Source organism: Limnothrix sp. FACHB-1083, assembly GCF_014696485.1.
GTDB lineage: Bacteria > Cyanobacteriota > Cyanobacteriia > CACIAM-69d > CACIAM-69d > CACIAM-69d.
This window is the reverse complement of the sequence record NZ_JACJQD010000001.1, coordinates 432,740-449,536: the sequence shown is the minus strand read 5'-3', so window position 1 is coordinate 449,536 and position 16,797 is coordinate 432,740. Positions and strand designations below refer to the sequence as shown.

At 56.9% G+C, this 16,797-nt stretch carries 14 protein-coding genes; 6 read left to right on the top strand and 8 right to left on the bottom strand.

The features are described from left to right. The first annotated feature begins 179 nt into the window (after window positions 1–179). Window positions 180–3,710, top strand: a complete 3,531-nt coding sequence (locus H6F46_RS01730) for a GAF domain-containing protein (protein ID WP_190355704.1) — start codon at window positions 180–182, stop codon at window positions 3,708–3,710. On the opposite strand, the gene H6F46_RS19500 is transcribed toward H6F46_RS01730, so the two are convergent. Beyond that, on the bottom strand, window positions 3,707–3,829 hold the full coding sequence (locus tag H6F46_RS19500; RefSeq protein WP_255508847.1) for a hypothetical protein: 123 nt from the start codon (window positions 3,827–3,829) through the stop codon (window positions 3,707–3,709). The genes H6F46_RS01730 and H6F46_RS19500 overlap by 4 nt on opposite strands. A gap of 34 nt (window positions 3,830–3,863) precedes the next feature. On the opposite strand from H6F46_RS19500, the gene H6F46_RS01725 reads away from it, so the two are divergent. After that, window positions 3,864–6,914 (top strand): hybrid sensor histidine kinase/response regulator, encoded by a 3,051-nt coding sequence (locus H6F46_RS01725; protein WP_190355706.1) that lies wholly within the window; start codon window positions 3,864–3,866, stop codon window positions 6,912–6,914. Between the two features lie 64 nt (window positions 6,915–6,978). Here H6F46_RS01725 and H6F46_RS01720 read toward each other — a convergent pair whose 3' ends face one another. Both H6F46_RS01720 and H6F46_RS01715 read right to left on the bottom strand, forming a co-directional pair. Further along, window positions 6,979–8,232, bottom strand: coding sequence for a hypothetical protein (locus H6F46_RS01720; protein WP_190355708.1), 1,254 nt, complete (start codon window positions 8,230–8,232; stop codon window positions 6,979–6,981). A gap of 88 nt (window positions 8,233–8,320) precedes the next feature. Beyond that, a complete protein-coding gene (locus H6F46_RS01715; protein WP_190355713.1) occupies window positions 8,321–9,205 on the bottom strand; it encodes an NAD(P)-dependent oxidoreductase in 885 nt (294 codons plus the stop codon). 257 nt (window positions 9,206–9,462) lie between these two features. Between H6F46_RS01715 and H6F46_RS01710 the strand changes: the two genes are divergently transcribed. Continuing rightward, the gene (locus tag H6F46_RS01710) at window positions 9,463–10,887 is read left to right on the top strand and encodes an AAA family ATPase (protein ID WP_190355715.1); all 1,425 of its coding nucleotides are present in this window, start codon (window positions 9,463–9,465) and stop codon (window positions 10,885–10,887) included. A gap of 58 nt (window positions 10,888–10,945) precedes the next feature. Here the strand turns inward: H6F46_RS01710 and H6F46_RS01705 are convergent, their stop codons facing one another. After that, window positions 10,946–11,581: a type I restriction endonuclease gene (locus H6F46_RS01705; protein ID WP_190355716.1), complete on the bottom strand. Its 636-nt coding sequence runs from the start codon at window positions 11,579–11,581 to the stop codon at window positions 10,946–10,948. A gap of 141 nt (window positions 11,582–11,722) precedes the next feature. On the opposite strand from H6F46_RS01705, the gene H6F46_RS01700 reads away from it, so the two are divergent. Continuing rightward, on the top strand, window positions 11,723–12,043 hold the full coding sequence (locus H6F46_RS01700) for an element excision factor XisI family protein (RefSeq protein ID WP_190355718.1): 321 nt from the start codon (window positions 11,723–11,725) through the stop codon (window positions 12,041–12,043). On the opposite strand, the gene H6F46_RS01695 is transcribed toward H6F46_RS01700, so the two are convergent. The 4 genes from H6F46_RS01695 to H6F46_RS01680 all read right to left on the bottom strand — a co-directional run bounded on the left by H6F46_RS01695 (window position 12,040) and on the right by H6F46_RS01680 (window position 15,920). After that, complete coding sequence (locus H6F46_RS01695) at window positions 12,040–14,403, bottom strand: NACHT domain-containing NTPase (protein WP_190355720.1); 2,364 nt, start codon at window positions 14,401–14,403, stop codon at window positions 12,040–12,042. The genes H6F46_RS01700 and H6F46_RS01695 overlap by 4 nt on opposite strands. 68 nt (window positions 14,404–14,471) lie before the next feature. Next, the gene (locus H6F46_RS01690) at window positions 14,472–15,293 is read right to left on the bottom strand and encodes a hypothetical protein (RefSeq protein ID WP_190355722.1); all 822 of its coding nucleotides are present in this window, start codon (window positions 15,291–15,293) and stop codon (window positions 14,472–14,474) included. Beyond that, on the bottom strand, window positions 15,293–15,640 hold the full coding sequence (locus H6F46_RS01685; protein WP_190355724.1) for a DUF86 domain-containing protein: 348 nt from the start codon (window positions 15,638–15,640) through the stop codon (window positions 15,293–15,295). Before H6F46_RS01685 ends, H6F46_RS01690 begins: the two co-directional genes overlap by 1 nt. Beyond that, complete coding sequence (locus H6F46_RS01680) at window positions 15,564–15,920, bottom strand: nucleotidyltransferase family protein (RefSeq protein WP_190355726.1); 357 nt, start codon at window positions 15,918–15,920, stop codon at window positions 15,564–15,566. Before H6F46_RS01680 ends, H6F46_RS01685 begins: the two co-directional genes overlap by 77 nt. A gap of 249 nt (window positions 15,921–16,169) precedes the next feature. Here H6F46_RS01680 and H6F46_RS01675 point away from each other — a divergent pair, with 249 nt between their 5' ends. After that, a complete protein-coding gene (locus H6F46_RS01675) occupies window positions 16,170–16,418 on the top strand; it encodes a hypothetical protein (protein ID WP_099534335.1) in 249 nt (82 codons plus the stop codon). A gap of 233 nt (window positions 16,419–16,651) precedes the next feature. Beyond that, window positions 16,652–16,789 (top strand): 50S ribosomal protein L34, encoded by a 138-nt coding sequence (gene rpmH, locus H6F46_RS01670; RefSeq protein WP_099534334.1) that lies wholly within the window; start codon window positions 16,652–16,654, stop codon window positions 16,787–16,789. Window positions 16,790–16,797 lie beyond the last annotated feature (8 nt).

Sequence of the window (16,797 nt, the reverse complement as noted above, 5' to 3'; positions counted from 1 at the left end):
TTCCCTTGCTTGATGTTGCTTGGCTCCCCTTGCCCCGAGGGCCCCAGTGTGGCCGTGATTTCCACCGTGATGGGGAACTGCTGAATGGTTGTTGGTCTCTTGGCTGGCGGCCTGGCGGGCCCACTGGTAACGGCTCCCTGACTCTCTGTTTTTCCGATTGCTCTCTGGCCTAAATTCCTATGACTGCTTACTTTGATGCTTCGCGCACGGTTCGTGACGATCGCCCGGCCCGCAACGGCACTCCCCCCGTTGAACATAGCCCCGCTCCTGATTTGCGCCGTTTCCAAGATGCAGTCGATGCCCTGAAGGCGGAGTTGGAACGATCGGGCCGGCCCGATCGATTCGTGATGGAAAAGATGGAGCAAATTGAGCAGTTTGCGGAGTCGATCGGCACGGCCCTGGTGACCACCGATGGGGAAGCGGCCAGCGGGAACCGCCTACCGGTGGATGGGATCGATCGCACCATCGAAGACAGCCAAAGTTTGGATGAACTGCTGCGGCGGCTTTGCCAAGAATTGCGGTTGCAACTGTCAGCCGATCGGGTGGCCATTTACCGGTTCAATTTCGACTGGACTGGGGAATTCATCACCGAATCCATGGCCCCCGGTTGGATGGCCCTGGTGGGGAACACCTTCCGCGACACCTACTTTGAAAGCACCCAAGGCAACCGCTACAACACCAAGGATGTTTACCAATGCGAGGACATCTATCGCGGTGGCCTCAGCGCTTGCCATGTGCAGCTCATTGAACGGTTCCAGGGACGAGCCTACATGATTGCGCCGGTTTTCCAGGGCGATCGACTGTGGGGGTTGCTGGCCATTTATCAAAACAGCGGCCCGCGCCCCTGGAGTCCCCTGGAAGCGGAGCTGGTGAAATATGCCAGCGATCAGGTGAGCCGCAGCATTGCCCAGCTCAGCGCGATCGAGAAACTGCAAAAACAAGTGGGCCGCCAACGGGCGATCGCCACGATCGTGGACAAGATTCACCAATTCCTGGATCTGGCCACGATTATGCAAACCACCACCGACGAACTGCGAATTTTGTTGGAGTGCGATCGCGCCGCCGTCTATCGATTCAGCGACGACTGGAGCGGCGATTTCGTCTCGGAATCCGTGGGTCGGGGCTGGAAACCGCTGTTGGGCAAAACCTTCCGCGACAGCTATTTTGAGCGCACCAAAGGCGGCCGCTACATCAACGGCGAAACCCTGACCGTGGCGGACATCCAAACCCAAGACTACGATCCCTGTCACCTGAAACTGCTGGAACAGTTCCAATGCCGGGCTTACATCATCGCCCCCGTGATTGCCAGCGATAAGCTGTGGGGACTACTGGCGGTCTATCAAAACGATCGGGTGCGCAGTTGGGAGCCGGAAGAAACCGACCTGGTGACCCAAATGGGCCAGCAAATGGGTGTGGCGGTGCAACAGGCGGAATATCTGAAGCAGCTTCAGGATCAAAAACTACAGCTTGAGCGCAATGTGCAGCAAGACCGCGCCCTGCTGACGGTGATGAACAAAATCCGCGAATCCCTGGACATTGACAGCCTCTTTGCTACCACCACCCAGGAAATTCGCCAAATTTTCCAGGCCGATCGCGCCTGCATCTTCCGGTTCGATCCGGACTGGAGCGGTGAGTTTGTGGCCGAAGCTGTCACCCCCGGTTGGCAACGACTGCTCGATCGCGATGGGGCCGGCCTGCGGGATGGCAACAACCGACGGGGCGGGCGCTCCCTGGCCCGCGTCGAAGACAGCTATTTGCAAGACAACCAGGGCGGTCGCTATCGCCAGGGCGAAACCCTGCTGGTCAACGACATTTACCAAGCCAACTTCAGCCGCTGCTATCTTGACCTGCTGGAGCAGTTCCAAGCCAAGGCCTACGCGATCGCCCCGATCTTCAAGGGCAATGACCTTTGGGGCCTGTTGGCGGTTTACCAAAACAGCAACTCCCGCCAGTGGGAAGAACTGGAAGGGCAGATTCTGTCTCGGTTGGGAACCCAACTGGGCTTGGCCCTGCAACAGGCCGAGTATGTGGAACAGCTCAAAACCCAAGCGGCCCAGCTCCAAAAATCGGCCGAACGGAATAAGGCCATTTCCGCGACGATCGACAAAATTCGCGCTTCCCTGGACATCCGCACCATCTTCCGCACCACCACCACGGAATTGCGCCAAATTCTGGAGGTCGATCGGGTCGGAATCTATCAATTCCAGCCTGACTGGAGCGGGCAATTCATGGCGGAATCCGTCGGCCCCGGTTGGTTGCGGCTGTTGGACTCTCCCGACAGCGATGGCAGTGTCCAAACGGAAATGAGCGATTGCGAAGCGATCAACAGCTTGACCCAAGCTCGCCCCGCCAACGCCGGCCGGGTGCGAGACACCTACCTTCAGGAAAACGAAGGGGGCCGCTATGCCCGAGGCGAAAGCTTTGTGGTTCCTGATATCTACAAAGCTGGGTTCACCCCCTGCTATTTGAGTGTGTTGGAACGGTTCCAAGCCCGCGCCTACGCCATTACCCCGATCTTTCAGGGCGATCGACTGTGGGGGCTGCTGGCGGTTTACCAAAACAGCGGCCCGCGTCAGTGGGAAACCTCAGAAGTGGAATTCGTGGCCCAGGTGGGGGCACAGTTGGGCATCGCCCTGAAGCAGGCGGAAACCCTGGCAGAATTGCAGCGGAAATCGGCCCAGGTGGAAGAGGCCGCCCAACGGGACAAGGCCGCCCGCGAAGCCCTGCAACAGAAGGCCCTGAACCTGCTGATGGCGGTGCGGCCGGCCCTGGAAGGGGATCTCACCGTGCGCGCGCCGATTACCGAAGACGAAGTGGGCACGATCGCCGATGCCTACAACAACACCCTGCAAAGCCTGCGACAGATTGTGGTGAAGCTGCAAGAAACGGCGGCCAAGGTGTCCAATACCTCCACCACCAGTTCCAGCGCCATTGGTGAGCTGTCTAACCAAGCCCAGCAACAATATCGGGCCCTGCTGGAGGCGGTGCAGCGGGTGCAAACCATGGCGGAGGCTAGCACGGACGTGACCCAAAACGCCCAGCAGGTGACCCAGGCGGTGCAACGAGCCACCAACACGATCCAGGAAGGCGACGCAGCCATGAACCGGACGGTGGATGCCATTCTGTCGATTCGGGACACGGTGGCGGAAACGGGGCGCAAGATTCGGTCCCTGAGTGAATCGTCCCAAAAGATCTCGAAGATCGTGAGCCTGATTGGCAACTTCACCACCCAAACCCAACTGTTGGCGCTGAATGCTGCCATTGAGGCAACGCGGGCCGGGGAATATGGTCGTGGCTTCACGGTGGTTGCCGATGAAGTGCGCTCGCTCGCCCGCCAGTCGGCCGATGCCACCACGGAAATTGCGGCCCTAGTGGAAGAGATTCAGGCGGAAACCCAGGCGGTGGCCCAGGCCATGGAAGCGGGGATTCAGCAGGTGGTGGCGGGGACGAATCTGGTCAGCGATACCCGATCGAACCTGAGCGAAATTGTGGATGTGACGGCCCAAATTGGCCAGTTGGTGGAGGGCATTAACCAAGCCGCCGCCAGCCAAACCCAACAGGCCCAAGCGGTGGCCCACACGATGACGGAGGTGGCGACGATCGCCGATCGCACCTCTTCCAGTTCCGTGGCCCTGACCGCTTCCTTTGAGGATCTGTTGGCCATGTCCCAAGAGCTGCAAGCCAGTGTGGGCCGGTTCAAGGTCAACTAACGGCCGAATGCCTTAGCCCCGATCGCCAGGGGGCGATCGCGCCGCTCCTGCGTTGCGCCTCGGTTGCGCCTCGGTTGCCCCCTGTTGCTGCTTTGCTTAACCCCCGTTCGTTTTTCCAACAGACCAAAACCAGGTCGTTTCCGGTAGCCCCCTATGCTCGATCCCGCCATCCGCGAGGAAGCCTACGGATACTTCCTCAGTGAGTCCCAAGACCTGCTGCGATCGATCGAGACGGATTTGTTGCAACTGCGCGACGATCCCTCGAAACAGCGGATCCATGCCCTGATGCGTGCCACCCACACCCTGAAGGGGGCTTCCGCCAATGTGGGGTTGGAAACCATCTCCACGATCGCCCACCACATGGAGGACGTGTTTCGCTCCCTGTTTGACCCGGAAGCGGAAGTGGAGGTGGAACTGGAGGGGCTGTTGTTTCAGCTCTATGAATGTTTGCGCTTGGCCCTGACCACCCAATGGGAACAGGGACGGGAGGCCGATCAAGAGGTGTTGGATCAGGCGATCGATGCCTTTGCCCGAATCCAAACCCTGTTGGGAGACTGCTTTGAGCGCGAACAAAAGTTGCCCACCTCCGCTGAACTGGGGTTTGACCTGGTGCAGTCGATTTTTGAAACGGGGGTGAAGGAACGGATTGATCAGTTGGCGACGCTGGTGGCGGCGGGGGATGGGCCGGCGGCCTTGGAAACGGTGGCCACCCAATCGGAGGTGTTTACGGGCTTAGGGGAATCCTTGGGGCTGCCGGGGTTCCAGGCGATTGCGGAGGCGGCACTCCAGGCCGTGGCCCACCAGGGCGATCGGCCCTTGGTGGTGGCCCAGGCGGTGTTAAGCAATTGGCAAGCGGCCCAAGAGGCGGTTTTGGCAGGCGATCGCACCCAAGGCGGTGAAGTGTCGGCGGAATTGGCGGCCCTGGCGGGTCAGGAGCCGGAACCGGGAGACCTGGGCGATTTGACCGATGGCACGTTGGATCTCAGTGATGAGATGCCGGCCGGGTGGTTGGATTTGACCGATGGCACGTTGGATCTGACCACGGATTCCCCGCCAACTCCCACACCTGCTCCCCCGATCGCTGGGGGATCGCCTGCGGTTGCCGCACCTGCTCCAGCGCCCGTTGCCGCACCGGTTCCGGCCCCGCCCAATTCCCCGCCTGCCCCCTTGGTGACGGCGGAAACGGCCCCCCGTGGAACTCCGGAACCGGCCCGATCGGCGGAACCGCAACGGGTGGACAGCAAACCGCTCACCCCAACCCCTCTGATTCGGGTGGAGATCGATCGGCTGCAATCCCTGCAACACCTGGTGGGGGAGCTGTTGATTAATGAAAATCGTCAAAGTTTGCAGGATGAACAGTTGCGATCGGCCCTGGAACGGTTTCGCCAAGGCCTGCGCCAACACCGTCGCCTGCTGGCGGAAGCACGCGATCGACTGGAAAAGCGTCCCACCGATCGCCGATCGCTCAATGGTTCTCCCGCCGCCACCAGTGCCAACGATCTGATTTTGCAACAGTCGATCGATGCGGCCCTCGACAGTGCCGAGCGGCTAGATTCCACGGCGGAAGTGGTGGAACGCTATGCCCAACAAACGGCCACCACCCTCGACAAACAACGCCGATTATTGGGTCAGGTGCGCGACAGTTTGATGGATACCCGAATGCAACCGGCGGCGGCCGTGTTCGATCGCTTCGGGCCCCTGGTGCGGCAACTGTGTGCCCGCTATGGCAAAACGGTGCATTTGCGAGTGGTGGGGGAGCGGGTTGCCATTGACAAGGTGGCGATCGAGCAGCTTTATGATCCCCTGTTGCACCTGGTGCGCAACGCCTTTGACCATGGCATTGAAGCGGTGGAAGAACGGCGCGATCGGGGCAAACCCGCCGAAGGGACGATCGAGCTGCGGGCCCAACAACAGGGCAACCATGTGTTGATTTGGGTGGCCGACGATGGCAAAGGCATCGACCCCCAACGGCTGCGACAGAAGGCGATCGAACGCGGTTGGCTCACGCCCGATCGGGCCCAAACCGCCTCAGACCAAGCCCTCTTGGATTTGTTATTTGAGCCGGGCTTTTCCACCGCCGATAAAGTCACCGATTTGTCTGGGCGCGGCGTGGGGTTGGATGTGGTGCGATCGCAAATGCGATCCCTCAAAGGCTCCGTCACCATCCAATCGAGTCCCGGGCGTGGCACGGCCTTCATTCTGCGCGTGCCCCTGAGTTTGATGACCGCTCGCCTGTTGGTTTGCCAGGCCGATCGCGCGGCCTATGCCCTGCCCTCAGAAAGCGTCCGCCAAATTTTGATTCCTCAACCGGAGCAAACCCAAATGCTCGGGGGACAGCGAATTTTGCGGTGGCGAGCCAGCAGCGAAGATCCCGAAATCACCATTCCCATTCGCAAACTGGCGGAACTGATGCGCTACAGTTCCTTGGCTCCGGGCCTGTTGCGATCGGACATGGGCGCAATCACGCCATTTTTGAGCAATCGCCTCGCGCCCTTGCTGTTGATGGATGCCGGTGACACCCCCGTGGCGATCGAGGTGGATGGGGTTGTGGGTGAACAGGAACTGGTGTTGCGGCAACTGTCGGAAGCCCTGCCCGCCCCGCGCTACATCTATGGCTGCACCATTTTGGGCGATGGGCGCATGGTTTTGGCGATCGACGGTAACGAACTGTTGGCCCAAGTCGAGGCTGTGCCGATCGTTGCTGCCGCGCCTCCGGAGTTGCCCCAGCCCGCAGCCCCGCCAGCGATCGCGCCGGAATTGCCCGCTGAGTTGCCCAATGCCCCGATCGCGCCCCACAGTCCCGCCACCGCCCAAGGCAGCAAAACCTTGCTGGTGGTGGAAGATTCCGACACCGAGCGCCGCCTTTTGACCCTGACCCTGGAGCGCCAGGGCTATCGTGTGGTGCAAGCGGTTGATGGGTTGGAAGCCTTGACCCAGCTTCGGCAGCGCTCCGATATTGATCTCGTCATTTCTGATATTGAAATGCCGCGCATGACGGGTTTAGAGTTCTTGAACGCCCGCCGCCAGCATCCCAACGCCGCCCAAGTGCCCGTGATCCTGCTGACTTCCTGTAGCGGCACGCAATATAAACAGGTGGCCCTGAGTTTGGGGGCCGCAGACTATATGCTGAAGCCCCACGTTACGCCGGAGTTGGTGGCCAGCATTGAACGGTTAACGGGCGATCGAGCAGCAGCGGTGGTTTAGGCCTAAGGGTGACCTCAATCACCTCAATCATCCATGGAGCGATCGGGCAAAAACCAGCCAGCTCCTAGCTCCGGCGGCTCTTGTTGGTAGCCAGCTTCAAGAAACTCTGGTAAGTGGTGGCGATCGCCTGGACGCGACGGGCCTGATCCGCATAGACACATTCCCATTGCGTGACGGCGCGACCTTCCCGGGAGCAAATGCCCAACAGGCCCGAAGCCCGGTTCGTGCCATTGCGGATGTCCAACCGATCGTTGCTGTCTAAATAAAAGGAAGCCGTTCGGGCCCAAGCATAGGCCTCCAGCCCTGAGAGACCCCCCCGCCGAGCGATCGCCAAGGCCTGGGGGAACCAGCGGGAGTGAACCGGGCTGGCTTGGTTATACAGGTCGATCGCGTTGACCAAGGCTTGCAAATCTTCGTAGGGATCAATGCCAGCGGCATACAGATCCGTGAGGGCCGTGGGCAACCGCCCAGACAACCGCTCCACACAGGCGCGATCGGCCACGGCCAAGTTACCGCCACTGCGGCCCTGGTCACTGCAAGCCCCGTAGTTGGTGACCCGCTGCCCCCAAGACAAATTGCCCGGATCCGTGTGGCCGTAATAGTTCGGTGTGGGCTGCACAAACAAACTGCCGTTTTGCACCATCAACCGATAGTTTCCTTCGGCCACTCCCACAGCCACCACACCCATGGAGGTGGGGCTTTGGAAAATTTGGGCATAAACCGGCAAATCTTTTTGCAAATTAAACGCCCGCTGGGGAGCCTGCTCCATCCAAAACATCGTTTGGCCGTTGGGAGCCGGTCGGGTGGGTGGCGCGGTGGGCGGCTTGGCGTTGCTGGGTTTCAGCGGAGCGGCCGGCGTGGGGCGGGCGGTGGTTGGGGCCGCTGCTGGGGCCGACTGGGTTGGGTTGGGTTGGCTACCGGTGGCTGTGCTTCCGGTGGCTCCTGTGCCGCTGTTGGGGGCAGCACCGGTTTGGCCGGGTGCTGCGCCGCTGGTGGTGGGAACCGTGGCCATGGATTCCAGGTTGGCGGCAAAGGGATCCGAAATGGGTACATCTCCGTTGCTGCCGCCGGTTGGCTGACTCGCGATCGAGCCGGAACCCGATCGGGAAGCATCATCACCGGGTAAATCAAAACTGAGGGGCGACACCGGCAAGGGTGTGCTGGCCTCCGTTTTGGGCTGGGTTTGCTTGCCGGCCGTGAGTGGCAGGGCAATTAACACGATTGCCGTGCCCGCAACACCAAGGGCGATCGACCGTCCCCACAGGATACGCCCAGGGGAAGCTGGACTAGACACCAGGGAGTTTGCAACAGATTTCACGATCACAGGTTGCCAACCCAACGTTGACAAGAAAATAGAACAACCTACCGAGTGTCTACTTTAGCTTACGGTTTCAAATTGCACAGAATTATTTCGGGATCGTTGTCTTATAGGCGCGAATCGCCGCTTGTGTGCCTTGTTGTGCGCCTTGGCCGTCGTCAAGGGCGCTAACCCGCTGAAAAATCTGATTTGCCAGTTCCGTCACCGGTAAAGCACAGTGACCGGCGGCTTCTGTCACCAAACGCAAATCCTTTTGCATGTGGGCGATCGCAAAGCCCGGGGCCAAGTCCTCCGCCAAAATTTTCGGCCCCAAATTCGCCAAGGCCCAAGACCCGGCCGCTCCAGTGCTGCAAACCTCAATCACCAACTGCGGATCCAAATCCTGGGCAGCGGCCAATTGCAGGGCCTCGCACAGGGCCAGCATGTGACCAGCGGCCAACACCTGGTTGCAGAGCTTCACCGCTTGGCCGCTGCCGATCGGGCCGCAGTGGCGAATGGTTTGGCCCATGGGAGCCAACCAAGGGCGCGATCGCTCAAAATCCGCCAGCTCACCCCCCACCATGATCGTCAAGGTTCCCCGCTGGGCCCCCACGTCTCCCCCGGAAACCGGCGCATCCAAAAACCCAAACCCCAGCGATCGCAAGGCGGTTCCCAGCTCGATCGCGGCCACACTCCCGATCGTGGTGAAATCCACAAACAGCGCCCCGGTTCGCGCCGCCGCCGCCACACCGCCCGCTCCCAACAACACCTGCTGCACATCGGGCACATCGCCCAAACAGGAAAAGACCAAATCTGCCTCGGCCACCGCTGCGGCCAAGTCGGGAGCGATCGTCACGCCCGCCGCCGCCGCTTGGGCCACCGTCGGGCGATCGGGCGTGCGATTCCAGCCCCGCACCGTTGCTCCACTCCGGGCCAAGTTGGCAGCCATGGCGCTGCCCATCACGCCCAATCCCAAAAATGCAATTTCGGCCATACTGTCTACTTCTTTGTTCCTAGTTCTTTGTTCCTAGTTCCTATTCTTTACCGGTCAGGATTCTTTGTTCGTAAGGAGTTCGTAAGGAGATTGATGCAAGGGATCTGTGGGTTAGTTCCGGCAACAGCATTCCGATCGCAATCCCGATCGCACCCAAAACAATTGCTAATCAGGGTTCGATCGGGGAGGGGTACGGGATAGGCGATAATTGCCCTGGCGCTTGGGTTGCGCCGTTCCCGTTGTCTCCGTTGCGCACCATGTCCTACTTCGTTTCGCCCCGCTTCACCGAGAAAGTCGCCGTCCATGTGGTCAAGAACTTCCTGAACTTGCCCCGTGTGCCCGTACCGCTGATTTTGGGCATTCACGGCAAAAAAGGCGAGGGCAAAACCTTCCAGTGCAACCTGGTCTTTGAGCAAATGGGCATCGACGCGGTGCATATTTCCGGCGGCGAATTGGAAAGCCCCGACGCGGGCGACCCGGCGCGGCTGTTGCGGTTGCGCTACCGGGAAGCCTCGGACATGGTGAAGGTGCGCGGGCGGATGTGTGTGCTGCTGATTAACGATATTGATGCGGGGGCGGGCCGGTTCGATCGCCTGACCCAATACACGGTGAACACCCAATTGGTGAACGCCACCCTGATGAACATTGCCGACAACCCCACCAACGTGCAGTTGCCCGGCAGCTACGACAGCGAGCCGGTGCGCCGGATTCCGATCATCGTTACGGGCAATGACTTTGGCACGCTCTACGCGCCCCTGATCCGCGACGGGCGGATGGACAAGTTCTATTGGGAACCGACGGCGGCGGAACGGCTGGAGGTGGTGCGCGGCATGTTTGAGGGTCTGGGTTTGGCCGATCGCGCCGTGGCCGAGCTGGTGGAAACCTTCCCCAACCAGTCCGTGGACTTCTTTGGGGCCATGAAATCGCGGGTCTATGACGACCTGGTGCGGCAGTTCATCCAAGATACGGGCTTGGCGCAGGTGTCGAATCGGCTGCTGAAATCCAAGGAAGCGCTGCCCCAGTTTGCGGAACCGCAACCGACCCTGGAACAACTGAAGATGATCGGGGCCGCCTTGGTGAAGGAGCAAGATCGAATTCGGGAACTGCACCTGGTGGCGGCCTACAATCCCCACGGCGAGGCCAATGCCGCCAGCGAAACGGTGAGCCAAAACGGCCAAGGCGAAACCAACGGGCTACAGGGTCGATCGCGCCCCTACAGCGCCACTGCCCAACCGGAGCCGATCGCCGCCGAGCCGGCCGTGGCCACCCACACCCAAACCCAGCCGATCGCCCCGGAAGCCAAACCCAGCGGCGTGCCCCGGCCCAAGCTGGAACCGGAGTTGCCGCCCTTGAGTGGCAATCCCGATTTGGAAGCGAAGTTGGAATATCGCAGCAGCCAGCGGCCGAAGTTGGTGCAGCCCTTGGGCCCGACGATTCGATCGCAGCTTGTGCCGATCGTTAACAACGGCTACCGACTGGGAATCGAGGTGGCCGACAAGCGCCACTACAATGCGAATTCCTGGCAATGCTACGGAACGGCGGAACCACACCAGGAAACCGAGGCGATCGGGAAGTTGGAAACCTGCTTGGCGGAAAACCTGGATTGTTATGTGCGATTGGTGGCGATCGACCCCGATCGCAAGCAACGGATCCGCGAAGTGATCGTCCAGCGCCCGCAATAGCCCGACCCCAAATCTCGTAGGGGCGCAAGGCCTTGCGCCCGCCCCGATTTTCCCGGCCTTACGATCGCGCTGGTTGCAAGGTTGTGCCCAAGGTGCGCAGGATTTGCAGCACCTCATAGAGTTCGTTGCCGGGATTGAGTAAGGAAAACAGGCGGGAGTTGGCGTAGCGCCGGGATATACCGTCGGTTTTCAAAAACAGGAATTCATTGCCGGTGGTGATTAGGCCATAGCTGGGGTGATCGCCCTGGGGATTGGCTAACAAATAGGCGAGGGCTTGGGGAATCGCTCGCAGGGCGGAGAAGTCGCTGCGTTTGGATTCGATCACCAGCACCCAGAGGCGATCGTGCAGCACCAACACATCAATCCGGCCGCGGACGATCGCCCCTTGATCTTCGGCGGTGATTTCGATGCGGCTTTCGGTTTGAATCCGGAAGGGTTTTTGATAGAAACCGGCGAGGTCGAGCAGGGGCGCAAGCACGACCATTTTCACGCCGTCTTCGAGCAGGGGTGGGTCTTCAAGCAGGGTTTGAAAGTTCTGTTTGACGCGATCGAGCAGTTGTTGTTCTAGGGGGCTGAGGCTGGCTTGGGGCGATCGCCACTCGGGAAAAAAGTCGGTATCATCGGTCAGTTGCAACCCAAAGTCTTGTTTCAGGCTCCGAAGGGTGACATCTTGGGCAGCAATAATCTGGGTCATGATGCTTGCTGTTGATTGATCAGGTTTGGTTTGTGTCTAGGCTAGCTTGGGTTCACTAGCCGCGTAGGTTGGGTTGAAGCATGAAACCCGGCGCCCGTCACGCTTCTATTATGATCGCGTTGGGTTTCTGGAGGTGTTGCAATGGCTGAGAGCGTAGATTTTCGGCAGGCAATTCAGACGGTTTTTCAGCGGTATGTGGGGTTGGCGCGAACGGATCGGGGGGTGGAGCTGATTGCGGTTTGTGATGCGGAAACGGGGAATTATTTGTTGATGAATGTGGGGTGGTCGGGGCGCGATCGCATCCACAGTGTGGTGGTGCATTTACGGGCGATCGGGGAACAAATTCGGGTGGAGTGGAATGGCACGGACACCTTGATCGATGACCTGATTGAGTTGGGGCTGCGGGAGGAGGATTTTGTGCCCGCGAGTGCCCGATCGCCTCTGTCTGCGATCGCGGGTTAGGGGTTAGGAACGGGTGGATAGGGTTTGCCTTTGGCGGCGTAGTAGGCCTCAATTTGGGCGATCGGGCGCAGCATTGTGGCTTCGATATCTTGCCGCACTTCTCGGGACAAATAACAATCAGTATTCAAACATTCTGCCAACCGTAAATTGGCATCATTGTATTTCCTTAAAAGTGCTTTTTGCTGTTCAGAAAACTGCCAATCATGACCAATATTACGATGCTCAATCATCACAGCTCGTAAAGATTGAATCCAATTTTGACCTTCATTTTTCCACCACTCTTCTTTTTGGTTCAAGGGCAAGCCTCGTATTGGGTCTAATTGGCTCTGCAGATCAGTTAGTTGATCTATTAGTAATTGGCTATTTAACTGGTAGGCATAAGCAATAGCAGATGCAAGGTCAGGAATAAAAGCGAGAGCAAGACCAAGTTCAAGATCAAGGCCGATTTCGTGAATACGAACGACAGCGAGAATAACATCATGATTACGATCAAGAGCATGAGTAAGATCATGAGTATGTGCAAGATTGTAAGCTAGAAAAATAGCTAACTTGTCAGGCTGATCTGTGTTTAAGTGATGAGCATAGGCATGGTCATGTGATGAAGGAATATAACAAATACTTGCTTGAGTAAGATAAAAAGCGATTACCACTTGCAGGTTGTACGGTGTTTGTATCGAGTCTGCTTTCTCAGTTGCCCAGGCTAAAACAGCCTGAAGTTTCGGGTCGTCAGCCAATAAATTGTCAGTTCTCTGCTTTAGAGTTAATAGTAATTCATCACCCTGTTGAATACTATTGGCAATCAGCAAGATGACTTCTCGCCAATTTTTTTCGAGCAAATTTCGAGCTAGAATCTTCCAGTCTTGACTAGCAGCAATTGCTTGTGCTGCAAAATATTCATGAAAAGTCAAATGTGAAAAGGCATAGATTCCACAAGACTGCTCTACAAGTAGTCCATGCTGGGCAACAATTGATCGTAAAACTGCTTCACCATCCAGTTGTGAGATCTCAGGATCATATTTGGCATCAGGTAGATCATGAATATATTTTGTAATCCATTCTTCAGCCACACCTTGATCAAAGAAATACGCTCCTTCTTGAAATGTTGCCAGCGCCAGTCGTGACAGCAAATTTTTTTTACGGTCAACTGATAGGTTTTTATAGACTTGATCGCGTTGAATCTTTCGTTTAAGATCCCACTTTTTCAGAAGCAGATCTACTCCTTCCTCGTAGAGCTTTGCTCGATTGGTCGGAAAATTACCACTTTCAATAAAAATCAAGCAGAGCAATGTCAACAGCAGCGGATTGCTGGATAACTCTAAAATAGATTGGTTGCTTCTTAAATTCTCTAAGAATTGATTAGCCTTGGACAAATCTTGATGATGCTCAAACCAGTTGATGACAAATTGCTGAATTTGGCTATTTGAGAAATCAGCTATTTCGACTTCAGTAAAATCTTCAAAAATATATTCCTTTGCAGCAATTCGGCAAGTGGCAACAATATGAATTTCTGGAAAACGCTCAACCCAAGACTCAATTTCTCGAATTGCTCGGTTCGTATGAGCTTCTAATACTTCATCTAGTCCATCTAATAAGACTAAAATCTTGCCGCTTTTAAGGAGCTGATTCAAAACTATATCTGAATTAGCAATGCCCCAGTCTGACCACTGACGGGCTATAAAATCCAGAAAATTCGGCTGTCCTGGCGATTCTGTCCATGTTTTGAGTTCAAGGAATATGGGTATATGGTCACTCAAAATTTCTTCATCGAGACAAGCAGTTACTAAGTGTTTCAAGAACGTGCTTTTTCCCGCACCAGGCTTGCCCCAAACTATCAGTGCCTTGTGTTTTTTGACTGCTTCCAAGCTCGAAATTCGATTTTCTGGAGCCTTGCCTGATCGAAGCAGTTCTGATGAGCTAAGTCGTCGATTAGCTGTCAGCTTTTCTAGCACATCTACTTGGACATAAATCTCGTCAAGAGGAATCGGGCTGCTAGTCGTTAACGGTTTAATATTTTTTCGTCTTAGGTAAGGATCAAGCTTACGTCGCACCCACGCCACATCGATCGCATCCGATGCCACGCTCGGAGCAGGCGGCTCGCTAGTTGCCAACTCAGCCACTTCCTGCCAACTCAACCCCAGCAGATCGCACAACCCAATAAAAATTCCCCGATCGACCGGTTCGCCCTTAAAAGCCTTCGCAATCGTCGCCCGCGATACGCCTTGATCATCTTTGCCATCCCGCTTGCGGTACTGAACAAAATCCCCAATCTTGCTTTTGTTGTAGCGGCTGTTTTTCAGGGCTTCAGTCAGCTTTTGGCAACCGGCTGGCGTAGCTTTCAGCGATCGTTCGTTGCGGGCCATGGGGCGATCGAGTGGAGAACCGTCTCTATTTTGCGAGAAACCCCGCGCGATCGGCTATGGGGCAACCGCTACAGCCCGCCCGCCGCCAACAAATCGCGCAAATCATCCTGCAAACTCAGCCGCTCTGCCCAAGTCGTCAAATAGGCGCGATCGAGGCGATCGCCCTGAATTTTGACAATCCCCAAACAATCCCGCCACTGCTTCTCCGATCGGGAACTGCGCCGCCACAACAACTTCGCCAACACCACATCCTCAGCCGTGGCAATGTAGTGAACCGGAATCCCCGGCGCTTCCACCCGATACCGCCGCTCCAGCGCAGAACGCTCAAACGGAGTCTGCTGCGACAGAATCAAATCGGCATTGTCAATGCGATCGCGGTGGATGATGTTAATCGTGTGGTGCAGCGGTTCCGCCACATAAAAACCCGCCGCTTCCAGAGTTTGGGTCAGCGCCGCAAGTTGCGCCCCATCGATCGCCAGCAAAATATCCAAATCCGTCGTGAACCGTGGCTCACCCCAAATGATCGCCGCCTGCCCACCGGTCACCAAGTAGGGAATCGATCGCTGCTCAAACAGTTCATGCAGTTGAGCCAAAATCGCCGACTGATCTTGCTGCCAAGTCATGGGATCCCCGCCATAGGTCAAGCGCTCCGAACCACCATCGCCCAACCGATCGCCCAAAATCGCCCGCGCAAATTCCTGAGCGATCGCCAGATCACTCGCCGTTGCGGGCAACCGCTGCCGAGCCGCCCACAGAGCCAAACAACGCCCCTGACGCTGCAAACCACAGACCCGTTGCCAGCGCTGCTCGATCGACTGCGATCGCCACAGCTCAAACCACAGGCGATCGGCTGCCGGATGAATATCAACCGCTTGGGTTTGGTAAGACATTAATCAGATAAGGTGCGCTGAATTTTTTGAATTTGATCGATTAGGAATGGAAGATCGTGAATGATGGTTTCCCAAACCATATCCAGGTTGACTCGAAAATACTCATGAATAGCAATATTCCTCAGTCCTCGCAAATCTTTCCAAGGAACTTCTGGATGACTTATTTCAATATCTGGTAATAAGCTTGCTGCTGCTTCACCAATAATTGCAAAGTTGTACAGCACAGCACGAATTGTCCGCAAATCTTGTTCAAAAGTTTGACGATCAACATCACGAGTGAATAACTGAATCTCCTGTGCGGCCGTCAGAATATCTTGCAGTCGCTGTTGAATCGATCGAGAAGGCATGAACTAAATCCTGAGAGACAGACGATCGCAAATGGTCTTTTAGAGAATCTGGCGTTCCTAAATCCACGGGACGATCAAGCCATGTTTCCAAAAAACGATGGAGTCGAGCAAAGGTCAATAGCCCCACAGGTCGCGAAAACTCCACCAGCAAATCCACATCGCTGTTGATCGTGGCTTGATTGCGAGCGACAGAACCAAACAGAAATAGCGTCTTTACGCCCAATGCTGCCAAATCATCACGATGGGCCTGAAAACAGGCGATCGCGTCTTGGCGCTGCATGGGTCTCCCTTCAACTGACGATTTTGGGTTCATGGGATTGGCCGATTTGCCATGCCTCAACCATCCTAACAAGGGGCTTCAGCCCCTTGCCCCCACCGACCTCACCCGCCCAGCGAGATCGCCGGGGCGATCGATGTCTTTGACAAAAATCAGACAGTCTGACAAAACCCGGACACTTTACTCAGACCACGTTTCAGCGATTTCAGGCAATCCTTGAATTGTTCCAGAAATCACCGGAGTCACCTCCCAATGAAACGCCCCCAGATCTATCAACAACTGCTGATCGTTTCCGTTTTGTTCACCGCCCTCTCGGGTGGGGCCGCCATCCACCTGGCCAACCAGCCGCAGATCAATCCCCAACAGTCCGAACTGTTCCAAACCTTCAAAGGCCTGTTTGAAAAAGGCGTGTTGGGCATCGGCGGCCTGGTGTTGGGCAAAATGACCGGCTACTTTCCCGATCGACCCCCCAGCAATCCCGACGACAACACCGATCAATAGAATCGCGGCCCCGCGCGACTTGCGGATCTCCGGCCAACGCACCGGCTCGTGATATCATCGAAAGTCGCGCTTTCTAACACCTAGACAGGCGCAAAATTTGTTGAACCTATTTATATGGACTGCCAAGCCAGACAGCAGTTGGGTGCAGCCGTGAACCGTTCCCGTGCGATCGCCCCCGCTCCCGTTTGGTCAACGCTTAGTCCGCCAATCGCCCACTCGGAGCTAGCCCAACCATGACCAAGCGTACTCTTGAAGGAACCAATCGCAAGCGCAAGCGTGTTTCCGGCTTCCGTGCCCGGATGCGGACTAAGAACGGTCGCCGCGTGCTGAATGCTCGTCGCCGTCGCGGTCGCGCTCGGTTGGCGGTTTAAGGATTGCT

Excerpts from the sequence above, each read along its gene's own strand:
- H6F46_RS01730 (WP_190355704.1), top strand. The coding sequence starts at position 180 with ATGACTGCTTACTTTGATGCTTCGCGCACGGTTCGTGACGATCGCCCG.
- H6F46_RS01725 (WP_190355706.1), top strand. The coding sequence starts at position 3,864 with ATGCTCGATCCCGCCATCCGCGAGGAAGCCTACGGATACTTCCTCAGT.
- H6F46_RS01715 (WP_190355713.1), bottom strand. The coding sequence starts at position 9,205 with ATGGCCGAAATTGCATTTTTGGGATTGGGCGTGATGGGCAGCGCCATG.
- H6F46_RS01710 (WP_190355715.1), top strand. The coding sequence starts at position 9,463 with ATGTCCTACTTCGTTTCGCCCCGCTTCACCGAGAAAGTCGCCGTCCAT.
- H6F46_RS01705 (WP_190355716.1), bottom strand. The coding sequence starts at position 11,581 with ATGACCCAGATTATTGCTGCCCAAGATGTCACCCTTCGGAGCCTGAAA.
- H6F46_RS01700 (WP_190355718.1), top strand. The coding sequence starts at position 11,723 with ATGGCTGAGAGCGTAGATTTTCGGCAGGCAATTCAGACGGTTTTTCAG.
- H6F46_RS01695 (WP_190355720.1), bottom strand. The coding sequence starts at position 14,403 with ATGGCCCGCAACGAACGATCGCTGAAAGCTACGCCAGCCGGTTGCCAA.
- H6F46_RS01690 (WP_190355722.1), bottom strand. The coding sequence starts at position 15,293 with ATGTCTTACCAAACCCAAGCGGTTGATATTCATCCGGCAGCCGATCGC.
- H6F46_RS01685 (WP_190355724.1), bottom strand. The coding sequence starts at position 15,640 with ATGCCTTCTCGATCGATTCAACAGCGACTGCAAGATATTCTGACGGCC.
- H6F46_RS01680 (WP_190355726.1), bottom strand. The coding sequence starts at position 15,920 with ATGCAGCGCCAAGACGCGATCGCCTGTTTTCAGGCCCATCGTGATGAT.
- H6F46_RS01675 (WP_099534335.1), top strand. The coding sequence starts at position 16,170 with ATGAAACGCCCCCAGATCTATCAACAACTGCTGATCGTTTCCGTTTTG.
- rpmH (WP_099534334.1), top strand. The coding sequence starts at position 16,652 with ATGACCAAGCGTACTCTTGAAGGAACCAATCGCAAGCGCAAGCGTGTT.